Genomic DNA, 23,020 nt, shown 5'->3' on the forward strand with positions numbered 1-23,020 from the left:
CCTACAATATTGGTCATAGCGCTCATCCTTTTTTCGCGGTTCTTCTCTAGTAACTTGAATCTGCCTGAAATTTGGAGTGAGCGCTACTTTTTTTCTTGGAGGGAGCCGACCAGACTTTTTCTTAAAAGTCAAGGCCGCGTTCCACGGACTTCCGAGATGAACCCAATTTTGCCCCAATTTTGTCTGTCTAGAAAATGTCTAGAAGATGTCTAACAGATGTCTAACTCTGTCCCATCATGCTAACCGAAAACGGGCGAAAACCCACGGCTCAACGGGGAAATGTCTAAGGGATGTCTAGGGGATGTCTAGGAGATGTCTAACGGGGTTCGACAGACCCCTTCTCCGCCAGGATTCGTTGTGGCAGAAGGCTTCCAGAAGGGAGTTTGGGTTTTGCCCCAATTTTTGCCCCAATTTTGTCAACGAGAAAGCCCCGAGGGTCATCCCCCCGGGGCTTTTTTCGTGCTTTCAGTCTAGCACTGGTAGAACCTGGCTTCAATCGTTCGCCTCGCACTTCTGATCGCCCAGTCGGGCGCGTCGGGGAAGTGTTCCGCGCAGACCGCATCGAACGAAGCGAGTGCCTGAGGGAACTGGGAGGCTCGAAGTGGATTGCCGAGCAGATCAGGAAGACCATGCCCGAGGAGAAACGGTAGGCAAAAAAAATAAAGCCCCCACGCGAATAGCGCAGGGGCTTTATGCGGCATAGGAGTCCGCTAGATACTACCCGCCAGAGTAGAATCCGTTGCCGATTGTAGCACGGCTTCGCGGACTGGTGAAAAGTCCCCTCGCAGGCGGTTAACAGACCTGCGACCCGCTTGACTAGTCATGTACACAAAGGATGAGCGGGAAAGGGGAACACGGGGGCGCGTGGCGCGGAATCTGGAGCGGCTGTCGGGAGTCGAACCCTTTGAATGCGCCATCAGCGCATCCCCGGCTACCGAGTCACGGAAAAACCGCCGCAAAAAATCCGAGGTAGCGCCAACTACCTCGGAGGAGGTTTAACTTTTTTTAGGAGACTTCTATTATACAACAGGTTTAGGCGCCATCCCTCAAACGTTGCGCCGCAACGGTTTCGGGCTAAAAAAGCGGATCTAGACGCCTACCCCATTTTCTCACCCATCATTTTCGTGACGCCACGAAAATGCCCCCGAATCGGCAATGAATCGAGGGCATGGAATTGGCTCCCCTCTCAGGAGTTGCACCTGAGTCCGCAACGGACTGACGTCTAGGTTCCGAGGCGGTTTTTGGCTCTTAGGGGCGGGTAACTCGGCGGGTTGCGCGTCAATCGAGAGGCGTGCCGAGTGTTGTTGCGTGGAGTTTAGCACTTCACTGGCTCACAATCATCGCCATAGCATCTTTGTCTATCGCAGTCCGCTCAGAAAGGTCGACACCTCGTCGAACCAGGCCTGCGCCTCTGCCGAGTAGGTCCGCGCATCTGGCAAGCTGCTCTCTGCAAGACTTGCAGGAATCCGGACCGGCTCCGGACAGTCGACGGCGGGCGGCGTCGGCCTCGAGGCGCACCCTGTCAAGGTCGCCAGACAAGTCACTAGCGCGAGCCAGTGCGGCATCGCGCACCTCCCACGCTTCAACCAGGCTCTGTGCATAGGTTCTCTCCTTCTCCCTGTACTTGATCTCGAGCGACTGCGCGCGGGTAGCGTAGTCCTCGCGCAAGGCGGCAATGTCTTCGCCGTACAGCGCGGCGGCATACTGGTAGCCCGCGACGAAGATCCCGACGACTGCGGCTACAGAACCCGCCGCCTTCATCCAAGAAGTCATCTCATTTCCTCATCATTTCAACGCGTCACGCCACGCCCTGACTGCCTTCGCCATTCCCCACGCAATCGCTACGCCCCCGAGCGCCAAGAAAACGACGTACATCCCGACAGCCTGCCACGTCAGTTCCTCTTCCATCATCAACTCTCCAAGCCGCAATGCGGCAATCAAATTTGGTAAAATATCTCCCATAGACACCTTTCGCGTTTTGGGTCTTACGAGCCGTTCAGGATTCCGCCCCTGAGCGGCTTTTCATTTCTGTGGCGTCTAGCTCACAGCTTCCATCCCTTCACGGGATTCAGGTAAATACCGACGTACTGTGCCTTCTTGTCTCGGGATCCCCACAGCTTCCAACCCACGTTGATCCGCACACAGCACGGCCTGCCGAGCAACCTGTAGTGCTTGATGTAGTACAGCTGGAACGCGATGAGCTTCCCATCGCAGCGGCAACGCCTGCGGCACGTGCCTGACACGCCGTTCGTGTCGGAGGCATTCTCATCGCCAGTCACCTCCCACGAGTCGCTCGAGCGCACCTCGACCCCGAGAACGTTGATGTCGAAGCCATAGGACGTGTTGCGCCACATCCACGCGACTCGACGTTTGTACGTCGCCCAGGCATCCGTCCCCGGCCATCGTTGCCAGTGGCCCTCGTCGCCGTCTGCGTCGTTGTCGTCAGTGGCGAACCAATCGAGCCATTTCGGCAGACGGTGCGTTTCCTTGTCCACGAAGAACGGAAGAACGGGCGCGAGGATCAAGCCGACGAGAAGCATCAGGTAGCTCAGAGGCATCGAAAGAAGCCAACGCAAGTAGACCATCTCAGTCCTCCCCAAGGAAAAGCTTCGCTTCGGACTTGCGGCGGCGGACGAGCCCCGGAAGCTCCTTGCCGCCCGCCTTCGTGATGTCGAGGAACTGATGCGCGGCCTGCTCGACGTCGCCTGCATTGAGGGCCCTCATGAGCCTCGGGCAGTTGTGCACGACGTAGGACGCGCCCACGTTGAATGCAAGGCTAACGAGCGCGACGTACTGGCCCTCAGTCACGTGCACATTCACGAACGGCGCAAGGGCCTTGACCACGGCCTCGATGTCCTTGCGCAGGAGCTCACGGCTCTGCGCGTAGGTGATCTCGTCGCCCTCATGCACGTCGGGGCCAGTGTGGCCGACGCCGATCGTCCAAACGCCAGCAGGACACTTGTACGCCTGCAAGCGACACCCTTCCCACGCCTCAATGAAGTCCATCGCGGACTCAGCCGAATACTCGCCAAAATTCTTCATTTCAAATCCTCCTTATCCAGACCAAGGCGCTTCTGCAGAACAACCTCAAGAAGACGGATCACCCGCGTGCCGCCCCACCCAGCCATGCCGCTCAAGGCCCCACACAACTGCGGCGGGAACCCTTCGTAAAAAAGCACCTCGTAGCAGATCAAACCGCACACAGCACTGATCGCACCATGAAGCAAAAACTCTCGCCATGTGAAAGCCTTTCCTTCCTGTACCTTCAGCAGGTACGAAAGCCAGCCGCAGATCGTCGCAAAACCACCTGCGGCGGCCAGAAGCTGCCCGTCACTCAAATCTCTGTATGGCATGCAACCTCCCGCATGCCTTGAGTCTCTGACGAGACCTCAAGCACACGCGCATAAAAAAATCCCCCGTGGGATATCCTCAGGGGAGTCGATGTTGGTTTAGGGACGCGAAGCTCAAAGAAAAGAAAAACCCCGCAGTTCTCAGAAAAAGGCCGCGCAAACATAGCCGACGACCGCGCCAATCAAAAGCCCAACCGGGCCCCAGAAGAGGCGCGTCTTGCGACGCGTCTCCGCATCGAGCAGAGCCTTCTGGGCCTCAACCTTGGCGATGAGCTCGTCCGTCACTTCCTCGACCTTGACGCCGAGCTTGTCGAGCCATTCCTTCACTTCGTTTTTCGTCATGTCATACACCTTTTCCTTTAGCGCCTCCTTCAGCGCCTTGACAATCAAACCCCACATACAAAAAAACCGCCTAAAGGCGGTGTGATAAAGTTATGTATACGTACCATGCTCATGGGTGAGCCAACAACCGTGAGCCATTTTTTGCACCCATATCAAACATGTTTCAAGATGTTACCCCCCCCAACCAACATTCTTCGTTTAGTGGTTAACCTTGATCGCTCGGCCGAGCGCCTAGAATCGATTTCAAAACAACTTTCCGCGCAGGGCCTCTCCTTCCAACGCATCCACGCTATAGACGGTCGTAAATTGAGTTCTGAGGAACTCGCCCGGCTAGAGGCCCCCTACGATGCCCCCGAGAAATTCGTCTTCAGAAAAGCGCTGTGGCCAACTGAGATTGCATGCTTCCTATCGCACGCAGCCTGTTGGGAAAAGCTCGTAAAAAGCAACTGCGAATGGGGCTTGATCATGGAGGACGACATCGTCCTATCGCCCCGCTTCAAGCTGTTCGCTACCTCTTCCGATTGGATTCCTCAAGGGGTCCACGTCATCCAGCTCCACGGGTCCCGTCAAACGTTCACTGTCGGAGAAAACTATCCAGTTCATGACACGGAATTGTTTCGGATCATCCAGCCAACACCGCTTTGCACCTTTGCGTATCTGATTCATCGCGAAGCCGCTGCCTACGCATTAGCTACCTATATGCCGATACCGGCTCCCGTCGACGACTGGCTGTTCTGTCCTTACTCCGACTTCGCGAAACGTTTCCCTCCGCATAGATTGCTTTCGGCTTGCGTCTGGACGCTTGATGGCCCATCGAACATCGGAGACCGAGCCTGCCGCAGACGCCTACCGACGAGCGTAAAAGTGCGTTTGCTTCGTGCCATCAAGTCCGGTGGCTATCGCCTTACAACGATGTTCCAAAAGAAACGTTCTTTAACGCTGACGCACGATTGAGGATCGTCCTATCGCCTAGAGCGGGGGTGCCAACTTTCTCGATAGTTAACGCCGTTATGCCCGCTCGTAAGGTCTAGGCCAGAGCTCACACATTGTCCCTACGGACTTTGCAAACGCCTCTTTCAGTTGCTCAAGCGTGACTGTCGCGACCTCGTCGTTTGCCAACACCCAGTCGAAAGACGAGAGCCCTGAAATCTCAGCCGCGCGAATAGCGTTCCCCATTCTAGTTTGGGCACGCTCTCCACCATCAAAGACCATCCCATCGACCTCGACGAGGATTGCGCCAACCTGCTCAGCTCTCTCGCGCTTTGCTTCTGCGAGATGCCTTGCCTCCAACTCTTCATCTGGAATCTCAGGCTCATAGCCCGCGACGTAATAGCGTCCATCGTAGGCTTGCTCTACTTCTCCAACTTCCGTATAACCCATTGCTTCGAACCACTCGATGTCCTCACCAATGGCAATAAGCACCTCTTTGGTGTTCTCATTTTGAATCTTGTATCTTTGGGTCATAATATTCACATCATTTTATGGAAATAAATCTTGCCTGGATTGCTAACGGTATATGTTTCTCCGGCTCGTACAGGGAGCATCATTGTCGCATTCCCAGGGTATCTGTTTTGATAGAACTCAAGAATTAAGGCACCGCTGGCTTTGTGTATGACTTTCCCGCCCGTATAGTCACCGCTATTCATATTTTCGAGTCTCAGCCAACCATCTTCGCTCGGAGTGTAATCCCCTGCACCAATTTGAACGTACGATCCATAGTTAGGCATCATCCGTGCCGGAATAGGAATAGTTACATTCCCATCAGTTCCCGGCAAAATTCCGTTGACACTACGAACGAGATTGGGCTTACCGCTCACGCCCGTCCAAGGCACCGTATCCGCCGTTCCTGCGGTCTTCGCCTTGGCGTTGATGCCCAAGTACGTCGAGGCGGCGTCGGCCTTCGTGAGGTACGGCGTCAGGTCGGGGGCGGGGGCCTCGGCTGCCGAAATCGCTCCGATGTTCTTTCGGGCCTGCGCCTGCTGGGCTGTCGTGAGCGTCTGCGCATCATATACGACAGCATACGCATTCTGCGACGCATATTGCTGAGCGAGATCGCGCGCGGCCTCCGCGGCCTTCTGCGCGTTAGCGGCTGAGGTAGCGCTAGACGCGGCGGCTTTTTGTGAATTCGCGGCATTCGTAGCAGAGGTCGACGCGGCAGAAGCAGACGAGGCGGCGGAAGTCTTTGATGCCGCGGCATTCGTCTCGCTAGCCTTTGCGGCCGACGCACTGGACGCCGCCGCAGACTTGGACGAAGACGCCGCGGTCTCGGACGTCTTGGCATTGGTCTCCGAGGTCTTGGCATTAGCTTCGCTAGCCTTAGCCGCGCTTGCGCTCGCAGCCGCTACGTTCTTAGACGAAAGGGCATTAGTCTCCGACGTTTTTGCCGCAGATGCACTGGCCGCCGCTGCATCCTGTGAAGCCTTTGCCGCAGTCTCACTAGCCTTCGAATTCGTCTCGCTAGTCTTGGCCGCCGCCGCGCTCGATGCCGCCGCGTTCTTCGAAGAGAGCGCAGAGGCTTCAGAGGCATCAGCCGCATCCGCACTAGCCTTCGCCTGCTGAGCGTAGTACTTCGATGAGTAGTCAACCTCCGTTCCGTCCGGGACGTTGCCTTCAGTCACCTTGCCGTCCATCTTAACCGCCCACGCCTGAGAGAGCGTAGAGTAGTCTGCAGACTCATTCGCAGACGACTGGGAAGCGGCGGCAGAGGTCGAGGCATTCTGTGCCTGCGCCTTCGTCTCGGCCAGTAGCTGACGCATCGTTGCCACATCGGCATCAGAGTCTACGACGGCCTCTTCGGCAATCGCCTTAGCTTCTTTAGCGATCTCTTTTGCTTCAAGCGCATCGGCAACGGCAGTTTCAGAGTTCGTCTTCGCGGTGTTCGCCGTGCTCGAAGCCGTGTTCGCCGTCTTTACAGCTTGATCGGACTTCGTGTTCGCAGAGTTCGCTGTACTCACGGCCTGAGCAGACTTCGTGTTCGCCGCATTCGCCGTACTCACAGCTTGAGACGCCTTCGCGTTGCTGTCCTTGATCGTCGCGTCCCACGAGTTGACAACGGTCTCAAGGCTGTTCACCTTGCCGCTAGCCGCATTGGCTGTAGAAAGCGCTTCAGACGCATTCTGCTGAGCCGTATTCGCCGTATTGAGCGCTTCGGTGGCTTTATTCAGCGCCTCGGTCGCGTCGGCCGTAGCATCGACCATGTAATCGCCCAAGTCATTGATCGCGTCCTCGGTCTGCGTCAGTACGGACTGACCGCTAATTGAACCCGTGGGCGTTTTGACGTAATGAAATTGAAATTCCTTTGATGCCATATTACTGGATCCTTAGTACCCTGCCGCGTACCAGTTGCCGCCGTTGAAGCGGCGGATGTTGTACGAAAAGGAGCTGCCGTCCACAACCTTCGCAATCGTGTAGCAGTCGTCAGGATGACCGCCGCCCGTCGCCGTTAGCTGAAGCGAAACGGAATCGGGATATTTGAACGGAGTGACAAATTTCGCGGTGCCCGAACCGCCGCCAATCGTCCCGTGCTGTTCGATGAAGCCAGACTTCCACTTTCTGTACCACGTCGAGCCCGATCGATGCGTTTCAACAACATAGTCTTCAGATGCCGAAGAGCTGATCGCATTTTTTACCCACGCCGTGTTAGCGACCTGCTGAGAGCTATCACCGGAGGCGGCAGTTGGCACCGTAGGGGTTCCCGTAAAGGTCGGCGAAGCAACTGGGGCCGCCCCGATGTTCTTTCGGGCCTGCGCCTGCTGATTCGCGTTGAGACTTTGAGGCGTGTGCTTGACGACATCCGCAACGGCCTCCTCAATCGCGTCATTCATGTCGCCTGAGCTCGTCACGCCGATATTGGTGCGCGCCTGAGCCTTCTGTTCATTGCTCAGGCTCTGCGCCTTGTCAAAAGCAACGAAGCCTTTGATGGCGTCTGCGAGTTGCTTGGCGACTTCTGAGGTGCTCTGAACGTCGATGTTTTTGCGCGCTCGCGCCTGATCAGAGGTTGTGAGAGACTGCGCCTTGTCATAGCGAACCTCGCCGACATCCTGATTCGACCAATAGGCAGAGTTTGCCTGGTCAGTCGGAGACTTGACCGTCGAAGACGGGCCATTGGCTTTGATGCAGCGGTACTTGACCGTCCCGACCAACACTTCGTTCCCGGGCTCATAATCCAAGGTGGCGCTATAGTTCATCAGGCCGCCCTGCTGGTACCAAACAAGGAACGACGAAAGCAAGTAGAGAACCGAATTGAAGTCGTCTCGCTTTGGAGGAATGCCGCCCTCACCGATCGGCAAGGAGTTCCATTTGCCCCACCCCTCTTCCTGCGATAGCCTACCTGTTCCTGCCTCAAGCGCCGTCACCGGAACTGCGCTCCTGTCACCGTCTTGGGCAATGGGGCACGAAAGTAAAGTTTGAGGATATTTGCTCATCTTTTCCATCCTAAATAAGACTTCTAATCTCAGCCCACGCAAACGCGACCAACCACGCCATCAATGCCAAACATCCTGTTGTAGCGGTTATCCACACGGCAATACGGAAAATCCGAAACCCAATATTTAATTCGACGCCTGGTTCATTCTTCGTCATAAAACTCACCATCTTGTTGATGACCACCGCCGTAGTGATCGCGGTTATAATCTTTCGCATAGTTCCCTTCTCCTTTTGTTCTTGAGGGACTAAAAAACCCCACAAGGTTGCAGCCCTGTGGGGTTTCGTTTCTTTTGGAATTGGCTCATGTGCCAATCGTTCGCCCAGGATTGAACACGCCTTGGTCAAAGGGAAGCAAGCCGCTTCCCTCAAACCCAAAAATCTGCTCGTCTGGGTAAATGATCAAAAAATTCGTCAGCACGCCCGATGGACGGTTCAAAAGCCCATACACCTCAAGGATTTGAGCCTGCAATTCACTAATGCTCCCAATGATGACAATCGAATTGATAGTCATATTTTGGTAATCAACCACAAACACCTTGGTATCCGTCAACTGACTGAGCATGTTGTTCATCGTTGCGGCAGTTGCGTTCGAAAGATTGCACCTCGCACGATAAAACAACAGGAATCGGTAGTAGTCGTCATCAAACCGCGTGAAATCCGAGCCGACTTTCAGTAAGCGGCTGACGCCTACGCGCGTGCCCCACCAGTCAAGGTACACCCCCTTAGCCGTTCGCATGTCAGCAATCGTTTGCTGGAGGCTTTCGAGTAACTCTGTAGCATCGATCTTGTCCCTGAGCATCGATGCACTCTGCCGGATGCGCGTCGCGTGCGAGTACTGGGACTGAATCGCGTCCGTCGACATGTCGGCAAAGTCGGCCATGTTCTGAACGCAGTCAACGCTCAGGATGTCCTCCCACGTCTGTGTTTCTGCCATCATCAGCCCCCGAAAGCAAGCGTGATTGACTTTTCCGACAACGTCGGGCTTTTGTTCGCAGGCACGTCAACGCTAGAGGACTGTGAGCCCCCAGAGATGCCGATGACGATTTCTTTGATTGGGGCATCCGTCACGTCCTGAATGCACTTATAGAATCGGCTTGCGTAAACCGTCGTAGCGAGCTTCACTCGGGCGTTTTTGAGCTCCCCAAGGAAGTCAGAGATGATCGCTGCTTTGACATTGGCTTGCGTCACAGCGTCCATGTCGTCGCTGAAGAACGTCACCTTGACGGTAAAGTCCACCGCCGTCGGTCGGACGATGTTATAGACATAAGACGCGTTGAAATGCTCGGTGTCAATGAACGCAACCTGAGTGTCGCCCACCGTCCCGCACCCCGCGCTCTTGCGCTCAAAGATCGTGCGGGCAATATCGTCATCATCCCCGCCGACAATGCAGACCGCCACGCTGTGGCCCTTGATCGATATCCCGTACTGAGTTTGGGTTTCGTTCGTATAGTTTTCCAAGACCACACAGTCGAGAACGCCTTCAAGTGCGGACAAATTGGACTGCATGTTCTCAACCGTCCCGTTCGCATTGATCGCATAGCTCTGCTTCATGCGATTGAGTAGCTCGCCGTCCGGCTCCTCGTCTCGCCCGGTGTTCCCCGCGGCAGCGTTCGTCACCGAATCCCACCCCGCGATCACCGTCACGATCTGCGTCACGGTCTTTGCGCCGATCTCAATGGCACCGTGCTCAACGCAGGAAAACTGAGTGTCGACGCTGCCGGAATCCGGGATCATCACCCCGCCAGCCACGGCGTGTCGGAGCTGATTGCCCTGCGTATCCTGCACAATCGCGCCGTAAGGAATGGCAGTGCCTTTCAAACCAGTACATGTACAGACGACGACCGTCGGCTCCGAAATCTTGCGTGTGAGCCCATAGAGCGCGGCTAGGGCATCGAGGAAAACACCCGTTGCGGTCTTCGGATTGAGCTGGTTCGCAAGGAAAGCCACCTCACGATTTTTAGCCGCAACTTCAGTCGTCACCAAGTCCACGACCTGGCCCATGGGCGATGCCGAATCCACGTTTAGGAGCGGGTCGGAGTCACTGACTTTAAAGGCCTCCTGAAAGCCCGAGGCAACGTCGTCTCGCACCTCCTTAACGGTCGGGACGACCACCCCAGTATCCGCGTTAAATTCTAGCTGTGCCATAACTGCCGCCCTCTGTTGTTACCTGTACCTCAGCGCTCAAAACACGTGTTGTTGTATCAAGCGCCTTTAGCTGAACCGACTCAACCGTAAGCACGCCTGGCACACTCAATGCCGCCGAACGCAAATCTTCCGTTGTAATGGCTTCCTGTATCGGCTGAGCGATTTGGTCCGAAAACCAATTGATCCCTTGATCCCACCGAAAGACGGCATCGTGGTAGAAAAGCCGCCCCTCGTTGCAGACGTTTTGCAAGATCGCCGGGGCTTCACGAAGCATCGCCACATTCCCGTTTCCGTCAAGCTGTAAGTCCCACTCTGACGAAAGCTCTGCTGTGTAGGCCGTATGCGTCATATGCGAACCTCTAAGGAAAATTAAGGAGTTGCCATCTGTGGTCACTGGAAGAGCCCGCGAAAAGCCGCGACAGCCGCGACGATCACGCATAGCCACGCGGCGGCACAAACCGCCCACGCAAATACTTTCCCGTAAGGCGGTAAATCTTTGTTTGACATGAACATTAGGACGTGCCTTTCTAAAAATCGTAAAATATTCATGCGTTCATTCACTCTTGCTAAAAATGAATGCAAAAACCCCGCAAGGATGCCACTCCCTGCGGGGTGCTTTTTTTTGATCTGTTTAGGTTCAATGCGGCGCGCTCGTGGTGCCATCTGGGCAGGTATGAACATGACCCTTTAGGCTGATTCCATCTGCCACAACATCACCTGAGACCGTAGCCCCGCCGCCCGATACCGCAAGACCACCCAAGCCTGTGATTTTTCCATCAACCTTAAGCGTGCCCGTGATGTGGGTCTCGGGGGTGTCGATCTTGCAATTGGAGCTCGCATTGATCGTCGCCGTAGCCGTGTTGACGGTGCACGATGATTTCGCGTTGATCGTCTCCACGTTCGTATTGATCGTCACGGTTTTCGGTGCCGTAATTGTTATGTCCCCAGTCTCTTCGACCCTGACGAAAGTTGTCGGAGTCTGCCCCCAGAAACCGCCCAAGTAGAACCCGTCGCTCATGTCGTAGCATCGGAAGCTACCCGGTTGAACAGCTTCGTTTCCGCCCGTAAGCGTCGACACGTCTTGCTGTGCGAAGACAGCCAAACCAACGTCCCCAGGCTTCGGGTCACAAATCAGTGCGGCCGTACCGTGCTGAAGCCGAAACCACCTGAGCTTAGGAATGGAAACAGGCTCGAGCGCCTCGCCGGACGCACTTCGCATCTTGACTAGCGGCGTCGCGCTCAGGTATCCAGCGCCCGCACCATCACCGGGACGCGTGATCGTGTCCACTCGCACGGGAATCGCGGTATTGACCATGCCCTTGATGACCGAGCGAATCAGAAAATCCAGGACGTTGATTTGTGAGCCCGATGTAAACGCGTTCTGCGGCTGTGCGTACTCTGACATTTCATTCTCCTAACCACATGCCATCAAAGGACGTTTCCCAAGAACTCGCCCCAGGGTTGTGCGCGCTCAAAGAATGTTGAAGCTGAGTGATCTTCCATACGCCTGAAGCATGAGGGACGATCGTCTGCACACTCACCGCCGCCGCCACTCGTAGCTCTGGACGGAAAAACGTCCTGCACTGGATGCCCGTATTCGTAAACGTCGGATACCCAATCATCCCTGTGTCAGCAGAGACAACGGGCACGCCGCCTTCTGCACGCCTTACGCCGTCCTTCGGCACAACGATCGTCTTGTCGTCATCAAAGATGATGTCCGCGCCTGCGGCATTCGCAACCGTTTTCATCTTTGTGATCGGGTCTCCGTAGACCGTCATGTCAGAAACCGTTGCCTGCACACCGTCGTTTTGATACTCGAACCCCGCCTGCGCACTCTGAGACTTGATAAAGTCCCCGACGTCCTGAGACCCCTGCACGCTCACAGTCGACGCGGGCTCAAGGAGCGGGTATGCGCCAACCTGCGCTTCTATCTTGAGCACGGGGCTCGAACCGTTGAGATCGGCGTATGCAACCGTGACGCACCCGCGAAAAATCACAGGCAACTCCTGCCCCTGCTCACCGGCCGCGATCTCTATCGCATTCCACCTACGACCGAGAGGCTTGAAGGCGAGTGTCGTCAATTGCCCCATGGTGTCGAGCGACAGGCCGTAAATCTCAACCTGCGCCGTCGCGAAATCCACGCCCCCCGTCTTTGAGATTGCTACATTCGTGGCAAAGCCTTGGAAGGTGTGCTGGTTGTTCACACCGCTCTTGTCAAGAGTGATTGTTACTCGGATGTCCTTTAAGCTGTAAGTGCTCGCCATTCTTCTTCCGTCGCGTAGTTGAGCGTAAAGCGGTCGCCCAGTGCATCGTATTGAGGCGATGCGGATTTTCCACCGCTGTCAAGAAAGAAAAGCCTGCCTGCGAAATCAGGCGTATTCCACACGGGGATAGGCGACATCGTGCGGCACACGTGGCTGTCGCAAATCTTGACCTCATCAGCCGTTAGCGTGAGATACAAAAAGCCGCCCATCTGCCGCAGATTTATAACGCAGTTTTGCCCATCAAGGACGATGGAAAACTCCTGATTAGGAAGCGTCTGCAGTGGTATGCGTATCATCATCTTCCTCACGAAAAGAGATCGGCAACGAGGCCCCCTTGCGCCTGCCCCGTCTGCACCTTGTTCGCTGCATTGGCGCTCTTGGGTGCCCACGCAACAGACGCCCCGCCGACCTTTGCCGATTGCACCTCTCGGAAATCAACATGGATTTCAAGCGCGTTAGCTCCGTTCGTTGCCGAGCGTGTATAGCCGTACGACACGACAGCCATGCGGCTATACACCTTAGAGGGCGTTAGGATGCGAAAGAGCTGCACACCGCACCGGTAGGACTCGAGCCTGGAAACGGCTTCCTGCTGTGCCTGATAGTCGCCAGAGAAAAGGAGGCTGACAGAACACTCGGACGGCTGAGGCACTTTGTCATAAGCGTATAACGCCCCGTTTTCCTGCGGCTCCGTCGGAACATTGGCTGTCGAGTTGTCCTCGAATCCATCAAGTGCCGTGTAGCCGCAGAACGGCCGCGCATTCTCGTCAACGATTGCCCAAACTTCGGCCATCATTTCCTCACTTTGAAATTACGCCAGACTGCGCTGCCACAAGCATGCGATTTCGACGGCTCAACGCATTGTCCATCGCGCCGCCAACGGCCTGCCCGACGGCCTCAGGGTTGCCATTCGTCTGAATGTTGTTTGTCACCTGAATCTGCATGTCGTTCGTCACGCCCGGGCCTGCGATTGCAGACTTAGCCGCTGCAAAGCTCCCGACAGTTGCCTGCATAGGCGTCTCGCTGAAGAAGCCCGAAAGCGCATCACCTAAGCGAGCGAGCGTGTCGGAAGAGCTTTCCTGCGATGGCATGCCGGCGTAGGCAACCGGAGCATCGTACTTGACACGAACGATCTTCGGATCGTTTACTCGAACTGGAGCTTCCGCCCCCTTCTCGTCGCTATCGTTCCCCGAGAAAAAGTCCGCAATGCCGCCGAAAGTATCCTTGATGACGCCCTTGGCAGAGTCCACGACGCCTGATGCCGCGCCCTTGATCTTCCCGCCAATATCGAGAGCATCAAAAATCCACGCGCTAAGTTGGTCGACCAACGCCTTGAACGAGCTCATCGCCCAGTCAATGGCAGACTGTATCCCGCGTTCAATTGCGTCTCCTATAGCGTCACCCAGTGCGCCAACAGCCTCAATCGTTTGCTCGATCGAACCGGCTACGCGATCCGGCAGGGAGGCGAAGAACTCACCGACACCGCCGAAGAAATCCGCCACGCCTTCTTTGAAGGAGCTGCCGATTGACTTGATCGCGTCCCACAATTCGCCGAGAGCCTTGACGGCTTCAGCCGGGAGATTGATGAGGGCGTCAAGCCATTCCTGACAGGTCTCGCGGATCGCCTGAATCCTTTCATCAGATACGCCGATAAAGCTCAGGAAGCGGCCGAGAATCGAGTTCCCGCCCCGAATGAAGGCGAAGAGATCATCGAAAGCCAACGCGAGAGCAACCACAGCGGCAGTCACGACGGCCACGGGGTTCGCGAGCATTGTCGCGTTGAGCGCCGCCATGATGCCCTGACCGCTCTTGAGCACCTTGAAGAACGTCGACGAGGCCGTGATCGCCTGAATGATCGACCGGCCGTAAGTAGCAGCCAAAACCGCACCGACGCCCGCCAAAACGAGCTTGACTGCGCGGCTGTGCTCTCGGATGAAGGCAACGCCGTCGCCGATCACCTTTAGCACTTTGTTCACCACCGGGAGCACGGTAACGCCGAGCATGTTGGCGAGCGCCTGCGCCTGATCAGTGAACTGCCGCCAGCGAATGTTCATCTCGCGCGCGGCCTTTGCCTGTTCCGGTGTGAAGGCAACGCCCTTGTAAGCCTCGGCCGCATCGTTCGCGCTGTCCTTGAACTTAGTAAAGACTGCGGCCGCATCCTGGCTCAGCCCCATCGCATTCAAAAAGTGCGATGCCTGCTGATCGGTCATGCCCTTGACGGCCTCGCCAATGCGGAAAAACTCATCCGCTGAGCGGCGCTTGTCTACCGTCCACGACTCCAGTGCGCTTTTGAATGCCTCCTCGCTGCCGCCGGCGTCACGATTAGCCTTCGCCCACGCGTCGATCTTGTCTGTGGCAACGCCCGTTCTCTCGCTCAGAATGTCGAGACTCTCGCCCACCTGAGAAAGATTCTGAAAGAGCTGGTGGCCCGCAAAGACCGAGGCGAATGGCGCAACTACCTCCTTGAAAAGCGTGCCGAGCTTTCCCATGCGTCCGGCCAGTTCATCCATGGCTCGCCCGGTGATGAGCGAGGCCTTCTGCCCAGCCGTACCGATCGCCATGACGCGCTCGGCCACCTCATCAGAGACTCCGCCGAGCATAAGCGTCGACTTGGACGCTCTGGCTGCCATCTGGTCGATTTTGGCGCCGCTCACCTCCATCCGCTTGCCGAGGTCAGAGACGGCCTTGGACGCATTCTCGAGCCCTTTGTTCAGTTCCTCGCTGTCGAGGCCGAGGGCGATTACGAGTCTGTCTACTACACTAGCCATTTTCTTTCTCTAACCTTTGTTGTGCGAGCCACGAATGGTAGTTACGGAGCTCTAGAACCTCAAGGAGCTCATAGGCCTCCTCAAGCGTCAACTTTTCTTTGAGCTCGACCATGCTGGCCAAACCTGCGGCGACAATCGCGCCGCAGATCTTGGGAACATTCGCAAAGGACGCCACGCCCTTTACTTTTAGGCAGGCGTTTCGGTACTTTGCGGCATAAGGGACTTCAAGACGTCGCCATCGAAGAAAAAACCGAAATTCCGACGAAGCGATTCAATCCTGAGCTTCGTGAGCGTCAACGGGCTCTCGATGACGGCGCACGCGGACTCTCCTTCGAGGCGGCGCAGCGCATTACCCTGCACAAGCGTGCAGCACGAAAGGAGATCGTCAAGCAGAGGGCGTGCCTCGTCGTAGGGAATCGTGAGGATGGTCTTCAACAAATCCGCGGGCTTGTCGCTGAAAACCTGCTGAATGTCGTCAACGTTACGCCCCATGGCAAAAGCCGCGCGGTACATCCACTGCTCGGCCTTGTAAGCCGACATGGGCGCGATCGTGAAGCTCTTCAGCGTCGTGCCGTCTTGTACTTCAATCTTAGAGACGTCCATGTTCGCTCCTTAAAGCACGCGCTCAAAGTCAAAGCCCCACTGCGTCGGCTGCATCGTGCGAGACGCCGCCGACATCGGAGGGGCACTCTTGAGGACGCCCTTCACGAACGTGCGCGTAACCCCCAGCGCAGGGATGTAGCACGTTAGAGTGCATTCATACGGCTTATCGTTCGCCTCCATGCAATCGCGCACATACTCAAGCGCAGAGGCAGACGGAGAGGAGGCTTCGAGCGTGAGCGTCACAGACGAAATGTTCTTGATCACGCCTGCCACCATGTATCCATCGACAGAGCGACGCGTTTCCGCCATCTCGATCGAGTCGCTGGAGAAAATGCCGTCGGCGCTGAACTGCTGAAGCTGAATGCCGGACGGGTAAAGCTCATCTACAGTGAGAACGAGCTGAGCGTTCGCGGACGTGACGTCAAAATTAGAGCTGGCCATTTTATGCCCCTAAAAAGAGGCCCCAACGGTCAAACCGTCAGGGCCGATGATGTTCACTAGATAACTGCAATCACTTCTGCGGAAAGAGCCTGAACGCTTCCCGCATACGCGTAGAAGATTGTCACGGAAGGCGCTTCGCGGTTCGCACGACCTGCGGCATCGGGCAGGGTGATGCCTAGCCAATAGCCCTTGGAGGTGATCGCCTGAATCACGTCCTCGCCATCGTCGCCCGTCTCCTGCATGATCTGCGACTTCTGCGATTCATTGAGCGCGAGACCGGCGTCAATCACGCCGTTGTTGATGCAACGGTTGATCGGATCCTGGCACCACGCGCGAATCAGTGCCTCGCCTGCGGCGTTGTACGGCACTCGGTTGACGTTCTTGAAGCCCGACATGCAACTCGTCTGGATCGCGGAGCGCAGGTAGATCGAGCCATAGAGCACGTCAACGAAGCCATAGAAGTCGCTAGAGAGCGTCCCTCGGTTGAAGAACTGGAACTGATCATTTCGCGTAGCGTACTGGCCGATGAAGTTGATGCGGTTGCTCTCAAGCGCGTTCGCAACGGATTCCTCGAGAACGTTCGGAGAAAGGCCGGAGGCATACTTGGCAAACCAAGTCTTCATGCCCTGCGTGCGGTTCCAAGCGATAGAAGCGCCGCAGGCCATTGCCATAGCGGAAAGTCCCCACGTCGGGAAGTAGATCGGGACTACGACGTCGTACTTATCAACAATCTTTGCAAGCGCGCCGTTCGAAGCCGTCAGCGTGCTTTCAAGATTCTTGTCGCTAGACCACGGGAAGTAAACGAAGTCGTCGTAGATGTCCGCCCACGCGGCAAGAGCTTCAATTTCTTCAAGCTCGGCCTCCCAGAGGGTCGTAAAGCCCACCCAGTTTCGCGTGACGGCGCAGACGGCTTCCATGTTGGCCGCCTCGGTCATGGCATCAACACCCTGAGAGACGACTGCGCCTGCGGCCTGCGTCAGGCCGAGCATTTCGCTGAGGTCGGTGCCGCTGTCGGACTTAGAGGCGTAGCCAATCGTTGCAGCCTTGCCCTTCGTGTCCGTTGTAAACGTGAAGGCGTTGAGATTGCTGTCGTACGTGCCCTTGACGTCTGAGATCGCCGTAGCAATTATCGTCGCGGCATCAGAGAGCGAAGTAGCAGAGGAGAGATCGATCGAAGCGGCCTTCTTTTCCTGACCGCCGACGCTAATCTTGAAAGAGCCGTCAGTGATTTTCTTCAGGGCTTCGAGCGTAACGGAAAGCTCGCCGCCGCGAATCCAAGCGCCGTCAGCCTCGGTGACACGGCGTGCGATCACAAGAGACTTCGGCGCGCTCTGCTGGTTCTGCACGCCGCCGAAGTACTGCTGAGCAAAAGCCGTCTCTTCGGCCTCGGCTCCGAACATGGCAGACACATCCGACGTCGACGAAAAGGCTACCGCAGGCGTACCGGCGGGTAGAACCGTGTTCTTCGTGAGCAGGAGCCCATTGGTTTCAAGATCGCTACCGCCGCCGCTGATTACGCGCGGAGAGACCGCAACGATGCGGGATGCAGGCAAAGACATATGGATATCCTCCAATAAAAAAGCGCCTCTGCGTGGCGCTCCTTGGGTAAGTTAATTAAGACAATGCACATCAGCGCGGCGGGAATCGTACATCGACGTTATGCACGCCGACATGCACGGCATCAGTGCTTTCAACATCAAGCCTGACGACGTGCGTGTAGGTGATGTGAAGCGTCGTCGTCCATCGCTGAACGAACTGATTTTCATCTACCACCACGGTTGTATTGCGAACGTCATCAGCGTAGAGACTGGATAGGCCGTACTTCTGAAAGAAGTCGCAGCCTGACACCGTTCTGGCCACCGTCGCGACCGATTCTGCGCGCATACGGGCAGTTTCAGGATGATCGCTATAGACGTCGATTTGAACGCTCATCTCGACCAACCTAGAGACCACAGCGTCCATTTTCTGAGTCGCCGTGTCCCACTCATAGGACTCGACGGGCGTCCCGATCTCCCGGTGCGCGATGATCGTATTAACGACGTAATCGCGCGAGTCCGGCAGAGAAAGGTTGTTTTGATTTCCCGCGATGACGTGCGTAGCCTCAAGGCCGGACATCATCAGCAACTCGAAGTCTTTGACGGCCTTGTAGACCGTCTCATCGGAGACGATCGTAGAGCGCGTAGGAGGGCTTTGCATCATAACCATACAATCCCCTGCGGCGGGCTTAGCTGAAGCGTAGCGCGCACACTCAACCAGTTGACGCCTGAAAAGTTTTCTAGAACCGCATCTACAGCCCATACCGTCCCGTCCTTGCGCAGGATGTAATCCCCTGCGCGGGAGAGCGGGCGAAAGATGCCTGCGGTCTGTTTTGCAAAGTCCTTCGGTGCGAATAGGTAGAACTTGCGCACAATCGAATTAGCCCCCGCCATGTCGGCATGAAACAGCGCCGCATCGCCCTCGCTCTGCACCTGCGCCATGACGCCCATGGTGCGCTCATACTGCGGAGCGGCAAAGCCATTCTCATCAGGCACTGAACCCGTCGAGTGAAGCAGCTGAACCTCCTCATCGGGGTGGATTGCATTGATCGATCCGCGTACCACTGCGTGTAAATTCAGCCCCATACAACTCCCTGATTCTCAACCCTGAAGCTCATGTTCACTTGACCTCAAACGAAATTGAGTGAAGCAACGCCCCAGACAAAACCATCGGCTGCGTCGTGGCGGAGCTGGCTTTCGACGAGTGGTTTTTGCCCCCAGTCTTACGCCCTGCGGACTGCGCGGCATAGAGCTCCATCGTAAGCGGAGCACGCTCTGGAAACTTTTCCTTTGACGTCCCGCCACTGGCGATCGTTGCCTGCACGTCCTGCGCGGCCACAGTGCCCAGCACCGCAAGTGCAGTGCTTGGGTCTTTCATGCCTGCGAGCGCCTTCTTCAGCACAGCCTTCCATTTTTCCTGCTCAGCAACGAGCGTCCCTCGCAGGAAAGGACGGGGCGGGTTGACTAAGGCCACACCGGGCTTAATGGCAGCGTTCGCGAAGTCTGGCTGTCCTCTATCGCCCATCGGCACAGGTCGCCCGATCGCACCGCTCAAGAAGAGCGATTGCTTAGGCGTGACGCGTTGCACCCAACCGAATTCGACGTACTGCGCGTACTCGGCAATGCTTGCGTCAGTCACCCCAACCTCGACCACTTTTGCGGCACGATTTCCGTACTGCTTGGCGAGCCCCTCCAGCCTTTGCGTCACCTTGCCGGCGTCAACCTTGATGCCCATCACTACCCCCACGGATGATAGTTGTCAGAGACGTACAGGCGTCCTCCGAGACGGTATTTGCCCGTCATCATCCAATACGTAGACCCACAGGGCGTCTGATTCCACCACTGCGCGGACTGCGAGTTGCTCTTGATGAGATCGAAGGATGACGACACCGAGCCTTCTGATGCACTGGCCACGCGACCGGGCTGATCGCCGCGCGTAGAGAGCGTGGCCATATGACACAGCGCGTAATAGAGAAGCACTTTACGCTCGAGCACTGGGGGCGTCGCATCAGGATCGAACGGGGCAAAGCTATCTGCGTCAGTCGTGCCGACAATCGCCCCCACCTGATCCCACAGCACACCCAAGAGCACATCATTGATGACGGCCTCCGTCAGCCCCGGGAACCATGAGCGGAATTCTTCAATATCAAGCGCTACGTCCATTTTTAGGCCTCGATGTCTTTTACCTTCTCAACGCCGACCGAAGCCGGATCGACAGGCTCGACGCCCGTGCGCATCTCGGCAATCTCATCGCGGCGCGCCTTGAATTCCTTCTCGCTCCTCATCTCCCAGAGGAGCGGGGGCATGGCGGTGAAGGCGCGCTCGCCACCATGTTTGCGCTTAATGTCCTCCCAGTCTCGGCGTGCTACGCCCACCAGGACGGCATTCCCTGCGCCGAGGAGAACGCCCTTGGCCTGCCCCCTTAGCGCGTGATTAACCCCCGGGAAAACAACGGTTTTCGCGCCACCATTGCCATTGTCAACGTCATCAAACTTGAGCCCGAGCGGCATGCCGCAGGCAATGTAAATGATCTCATCGCCTGCGATGTCAGAAACCTTCTTTGCTTCCTGCTCAGCGGTGTCGGCAATGATGCCCGTGGTGCCGAGAGCAGAAGCCTTACGAGTACGAGTAGTGCGAGCCATAAAAAACCTATTCGTGACAAGAGGTTGGGCAGGGCAGGCGTGAACCCGCCCCGCCGTGGAGATAAAGGCCGTTCGTGACGGCCTGCGAGTTTTAGATGCCGACCATCGTCGCAACGAGGCTCGGGCGGCGAATCACGCAACCCCACGTGCCAGCAGTTGCCTTCTGCGTGAAGCTGGATTCATGCGCGATCAGGCGACCGAGGCCGAAGGCGCGGGAGAAGGCGGAGAAGCCCGTCTCGTCGCCATACACTTCCTTGACCGTCATGTAGAGCATTTCGCCGGCGGCCGTGGAGAGCTCGGGAAGCTGAACGATTTCGATGTTCGGATAGTTTTCCTGCAGCATGACCTTGGCCGTCTTGCCAAACTGGTTCGGCTGAGTCAGGTAGCCAATCATCTTGTTGGAGATGCCCAGAACAATCGGGGCGTTCACGTCAAGATGACCGCCATTGTTAGCAGTCAGTTCCTGCCACAGCTTGTTCACGTCATTGAACACGAGCGTGGCCGCGTTGTTCGGGTCGGCCGCGATCTTTTCAGCCCACGTAGATTTGCTATTGACCGACACCGGAGAAATCGATTCCGGGATGTTCGGATCATTGAGCATGCCGTAGATTTCCATGCCCGCAACGCCGTAGAGCTGGAACTTGTTTTCAGCTCGGGCAATGATCTGCGCGGCCGCGTTCTGCTTGCGAGCAGGGAGGTTGACATTGGCCTCGGCGAGCTTCGCCGTTTCGAGATCGCCGTACTTAATCGTCGTCTGATAACGGAAGTTCTGGCGAACCGGGAAGTTGTAGTTGACATCAGTGCTCGTGCCGTTCGCGAAGTCGTTGTACGGCGAGACCTGACCGGCCACTTCTTCCACGCTGAAGGTCGCGTAGTCCTGCGTAAAGGAGCCAACGAGCGTCTTGTCAAAGAACTTCGTGGCATTCGTGACACCGAAGAGCACATCAATGATGCGCGGGTCGACGTACGTGTAGAGAGCCGCAGGCGCGCCGACGTTCGGCTGCGTGGAAAGCGCGGCATCCTGTGCGAGCTGGTCGCGGTTGATGTTCTTGAGAACGATGCGACCGTCCTTTTCATCGAACGGCATAAAGCCGACGGCGTACGGAGCCTCGATGCCGCGCGCCTTGGCATTCAGAAAGTTTTGATCCATATGAATATTCATGGCCTTTGCTCATCACAAAGGCCACTCCTCCAAATAGTTTGTTTAGGGAAGCGTTGCAAGCGCGGTGCCGATAGAGCACGTTCCACCACTCGCCGCCGTGACCGCGTAAAGCTTTTTCGTCGTAGCGTCCAGCACGATGTCGCCGACGGCGTAGGGAAGTTGCGCGTTGGTAGGCGTGAGCGCCGTTGCGGCAATGCCCGTCTGGCTATCAGCGAGAGCGGTTGCAGAGACACGGAAGCAAGAGCCATTCTTGCCCGCCGCCCCAGCCGCGCCTCGTTCGCCTTGGTCGCCCTTGGCGCCCGCAGCCCCCGTTTCGCCTTTAGCCCCAGTCGCACCCGCGACACCCTGAGCACCCGTTGCGCCTTTGAGCCCCGTGAAAGCGAAGGTAAACGTCGGCGCGGTCGTCGTGCCGCCCTTGCTTACCGTGACCTTGGGCGTGCCGACGGTGGCGTCAACAGTGGCCGTAGCGGTAATCGTAGGCGTAGCGCCCGTTTCACCCTTAGCGCCCTGTGCACCAGTGTCGCCCTTGGCACCCTGAGCACCGGCGGCACCCTGCGCGCCCGTCTGACCGCGAGGGATGCCGAGCTTCAGAACGCCACCCTCGATGACAGCAGTTGCAGGAGCCCCGGCGGCGAGCGTCGTTGCCTGCGCAGACTGAATGTCAACGCTGGCAGCGGCCTGCAGTCCCGTCTCGACCTTGTTTAGCCTCTCGGCGGTGATGATGTCGCCGCGTTTCCACAACGTAGGAGAGTAAGCCATAAGCCCAACCTCCTTAGCCCGCGGAGGCCTCGTCAACCTTTGCAGAGTCAGCGAGAGCGGCGGCCATTGCGCCGGTCGCAACCGTAACGCCAAAGTTCTGATAAATCACGACATCATCCTTGGCGGCGCTCTTGACGCCGCGGGGGAAAATCACTCGCCAACCCGTGTCGTTCGTAGTGCCGGCGGCACCATACGTAATGGCACCCGTGGCCGGATCGCACAGGACGGACTGGCCTTCCGTAACCGCGCCCGTAGCGACAGCATAGAACTGGCCGCGAATGGCGATCGGCGGGCAGGCGCCCTGCGGATAGACCTGCGATGCGTCAGCAGTGAGCGTCGGAATCGTAGCGATGACGTCACGTTCGACAAAACCGACGGGCTTGGCACCGGACGTGCCCTTGAGGGAGACGATGTTCGTTTCACCCGTAACGTTGCCCTTGAGCGCCGTAGCAAAGCAGAAAGTACCTGCCTGAACGGTGCCGTCGGAGACGTAGTTGAAGGCCGTGTAAACGGCCTGCTTCGGATTCACTTCCTGACCGGCAATGCCGACGGCAGGATCAGTCTTAACAACTGCCTGAAAACCCATG

The 23,020-nt window shown here is 56.9% G+C and carries 28 protein-coding genes; 1 reads left to right on the forward strand and 27 read right to left on the reverse strand.

The annotated features are described in order from the left end of the window. Positions 1-1,323: 1,323 nt before the first annotated feature. The 5 genes from HMPREF9465_RS04695 to HMPREF9465_RS04715 form a co-directional block, all read right to left on the reverse strand. Complete coding sequence (locus tag HMPREF9465_RS04695; protein ID WP_005434598.1) at positions 1,324-1,773, reverse strand: hypothetical protein; 450 nt, start codon at positions 1,771-1,773, stop codon at positions 1,324-1,326. A gap of 269 nt (positions 1,774-2,042) precedes the next feature. Continuing rightward, positions 2,043-2,585: a DUF7338 family protein gene (locus HMPREF9465_RS12230; protein WP_005434600.1), complete on the reverse strand. Its 543-nt coding sequence runs from the start codon at positions 2,583-2,585 to the stop codon at positions 2,043-2,045. 1 nt (position 2,586) lies between these two features. Further along, positions 2,587-3,042 (reverse strand): lysozyme, encoded by a 456-nt coding sequence (locus HMPREF9465_RS04705; protein ID WP_005434602.1) that lies wholly within the window; start codon positions 3,040-3,042, stop codon positions 2,587-2,589. Next, complete coding sequence (locus HMPREF9465_RS04710) at positions 3,039-3,353, reverse strand: phage holin family protein (RefSeq protein WP_005434603.1); 315 nt, start codon at positions 3,351-3,353, stop codon at positions 3,039-3,041. Before HMPREF9465_RS04710 ends, HMPREF9465_RS04705 begins: the two co-directional genes overlap by 4 nt. A 138-nt stretch (positions 3,354-3,491) precedes the next feature. Further along, positions 3,492-3,692 (reverse strand): hypothetical protein, encoded by a 201-nt coding sequence (locus HMPREF9465_RS04715; RefSeq protein WP_231289345.1) that lies wholly within the window; start codon positions 3,690-3,692, stop codon positions 3,492-3,494. Positions 3,693-3,803: 111 nt separating this feature from the next. Here HMPREF9465_RS04715 and HMPREF9465_RS04720 point away from each other — a divergent pair, with 111 nt between their 5' ends. Next, complete coding sequence (locus tag HMPREF9465_RS04720; RefSeq protein ID WP_005434606.1) at positions 3,804-4,646, forward strand: glycosyltransferase family 25 protein; 843 nt, start codon at positions 3,804-3,806, stop codon at positions 4,644-4,646. A gap of 54 nt (positions 4,647-4,700) precedes the next feature. Here HMPREF9465_RS04720 and HMPREF9465_RS12235 read toward each other — a convergent pair whose 3' ends face one another. The 22 genes from HMPREF9465_RS12235 to HMPREF9465_RS04840 all read right to left on the reverse strand — a co-directional run bounded on the left by HMPREF9465_RS12235 (position 4,701) and on the right by HMPREF9465_RS04840 (position 23,019). Beyond that, the gene (locus tag HMPREF9465_RS12235; protein ID WP_005434609.1) at positions 4,701-5,156 is read right to left on the reverse strand and encodes a hypothetical protein; all 456 of its coding nucleotides are present in this window, start codon (positions 5,154-5,156) and stop codon (positions 4,701-4,703) included. Positions 5,157-5,161: 5 nt separating this feature from the next. Then, positions 5,162-7,000, reverse strand: coding sequence for a hypothetical protein (locus HMPREF9465_RS12240; RefSeq protein ID WP_005434611.1), 1,839 nt, complete (start codon positions 6,998-7,000; stop codon positions 5,162-5,164). 12 nt (positions 7,001-7,012) lie between these two features. Then, positions 7,013-8,125, reverse strand: coding sequence for a hypothetical protein (locus tag HMPREF9465_RS12245; protein ID WP_051008999.1), 1,113 nt, complete (start codon positions 8,123-8,125; stop codon positions 7,013-7,015). A gap of 293 nt (positions 8,126-8,418) precedes the next feature. Next, positions 8,419-9,051 (reverse strand): DUF2612 domain-containing protein, encoded by a 633-nt coding sequence (locus HMPREF9465_RS04745; RefSeq protein WP_038006686.1) that lies wholly within the window; start codon positions 9,049-9,051, stop codon positions 8,419-8,421. 2 nt (positions 9,052-9,053) lie between these two features. Further along, complete coding sequence (locus HMPREF9465_RS04750) at positions 9,054-10,262, reverse strand: baseplate J/gp47 family protein (RefSeq protein ID WP_005434616.1); 1,209 nt, start codon at positions 10,260-10,262, stop codon at positions 9,054-9,056. After that, positions 10,243-10,611, reverse strand: a complete 369-nt coding sequence (locus HMPREF9465_RS04755; protein ID WP_038006552.1) for a hypothetical protein — start codon at positions 10,609-10,611, stop codon at positions 10,243-10,245. The genes HMPREF9465_RS04750 and HMPREF9465_RS04755 overlap by 20 nt, the downstream gene beginning before the upstream one ends. A gap of 288 nt (positions 10,612-10,899) precedes the next feature. Next, entirely contained in the window at positions 10,900-11,667 is a 768-nt protein-coding gene (locus tag HMPREF9465_RS04760) for a hypothetical protein (RefSeq protein ID WP_005434617.1), read from the reverse strand. Position 11,668: 1 nt separating this feature from the next. Continuing rightward, the gene (locus HMPREF9465_RS04765; RefSeq protein WP_005434618.1) at positions 11,669-12,526 is read right to left on the reverse strand and encodes a baseplate hub protein; all 858 of its coding nucleotides are present in this window, start codon (positions 12,524-12,526) and stop codon (positions 11,669-11,671) included. After that, the gene (locus tag HMPREF9465_RS04770) at positions 12,505-12,825 is read right to left on the reverse strand and encodes a phage baseplate plug family protein (RefSeq protein ID WP_051009001.1); all 321 of its coding nucleotides are present in this window, start codon (positions 12,823-12,825) and stop codon (positions 12,505-12,507) included. Before HMPREF9465_RS04770 ends, HMPREF9465_RS04765 begins: the two co-directional genes overlap by 22 nt. 5 nt (positions 12,826-12,830) lie before the next feature. Next, entirely contained in the window at positions 12,831-13,319 is a 489-nt protein-coding gene (locus HMPREF9465_RS04775) for a phage baseplate protein (RefSeq protein WP_038006555.1), read from the reverse strand. A 4-nt stretch (positions 13,320-13,323) separates the two neighbouring features. Continuing rightward, positions 13,324-15,291, reverse strand: coding sequence for a hypothetical protein (locus tag HMPREF9465_RS04780; RefSeq protein WP_005434621.1), 1,968 nt, complete (start codon positions 15,289-15,291; stop codon positions 13,324-13,326). Between the two features lie 186 nt (positions 15,292-15,477). Then, a complete protein-coding gene (locus tag HMPREF9465_RS12250) occupies positions 15,478-15,894 on the reverse strand; it encodes a hypothetical protein (protein ID WP_005434623.1) in 417 nt (138 codons plus the stop codon). A 9-nt stretch (positions 15,895-15,903) separates the two neighbouring features. After that, entirely contained in the window at positions 15,904-16,335 is a 432-nt protein-coding gene (locus tag HMPREF9465_RS04795) for a phage tail fiber protein (protein WP_005434625.1), read from the reverse strand. Positions 16,336-16,391: 56 nt separating this feature from the next. Further along, complete coding sequence (locus HMPREF9465_RS04800; RefSeq protein ID WP_005434626.1) at positions 16,392-17,894, reverse strand: DUF3383 domain-containing protein; 1,503 nt, start codon at positions 17,892-17,894, stop codon at positions 16,392-16,394. A 70-nt stretch (positions 17,895-17,964) separates the two neighbouring features. Continuing rightward, positions 17,965-18,540, reverse strand: a complete 576-nt coding sequence (locus tag HMPREF9465_RS04805) for an LIC_12616 family protein (RefSeq protein ID WP_038006560.1) — start codon at positions 18,538-18,540, stop codon at positions 17,965-17,967. After that, the gene (locus HMPREF9465_RS04810; protein WP_005434628.1) at positions 18,531-18,956 is read right to left on the reverse strand and encodes a hypothetical protein; all 426 of its coding nucleotides are present in this window, start codon (positions 18,954-18,956) and stop codon (positions 18,531-18,533) included. Before HMPREF9465_RS04810 ends, HMPREF9465_RS04805 begins: the two co-directional genes overlap by 10 nt. 34 nt (positions 18,957-18,990) lie before the next feature. Continuing rightward, positions 18,991-19,605, reverse strand: coding sequence for a hypothetical protein (locus tag HMPREF9465_RS04815; RefSeq protein WP_005434629.1), 615 nt, complete (start codon positions 19,603-19,605; stop codon positions 18,991-18,993). A 2-nt stretch (positions 19,606-19,607) separates the two neighbouring features. After that, complete coding sequence (locus HMPREF9465_RS04820; protein WP_005434634.1) at positions 19,608-20,033, reverse strand: DUF4054 domain-containing protein; 426 nt, start codon at positions 20,031-20,033, stop codon at positions 19,608-19,610. Positions 20,034-20,035: 2 nt separating this feature from the next. After that, complete coding sequence (locus tag HMPREF9465_RS04825) at positions 20,036-20,512, reverse strand: hypothetical protein (RefSeq protein WP_005434637.1); 477 nt, start codon at positions 20,510-20,512, stop codon at positions 20,036-20,038. Positions 20,513-20,603: 91 nt separating this feature from the next. Further along, positions 20,604-21,662: a major capsid family protein gene (locus HMPREF9465_RS04830; RefSeq protein WP_147645233.1), complete on the reverse strand. Its 1,059-nt coding sequence runs from the start codon at positions 21,660-21,662 to the stop codon at positions 20,604-20,606. A 54-nt stretch (positions 21,663-21,716) separates the two neighbouring features. Beyond that, positions 21,717-22,433, reverse strand: coding sequence for a hypothetical protein (locus HMPREF9465_RS04835; protein ID WP_005434640.1), 717 nt, complete (start codon positions 22,431-22,433; stop codon positions 21,717-21,719). A gap of 13 nt (positions 22,434-22,446) precedes the next feature. Beyond that, positions 22,447-23,019, reverse strand: coding sequence for a structural cement protein Gp24 (locus HMPREF9465_RS04840; RefSeq protein WP_005434641.1), 573 nt, complete (start codon positions 23,017-23,019; stop codon positions 22,447-22,449). Position 23,020 lies beyond the last annotated feature (1 nt).

It is taken from the genome of Sutterella wadsworthensis 2_1_59BFAA (genome assembly GCF_000297775.1).
Taxonomy (GTDB): Bacteria; Pseudomonadota; Gammaproteobacteria; order Burkholderiales; family Burkholderiaceae_F; genus Sutterella; species Sutterella wadsworthensis_A.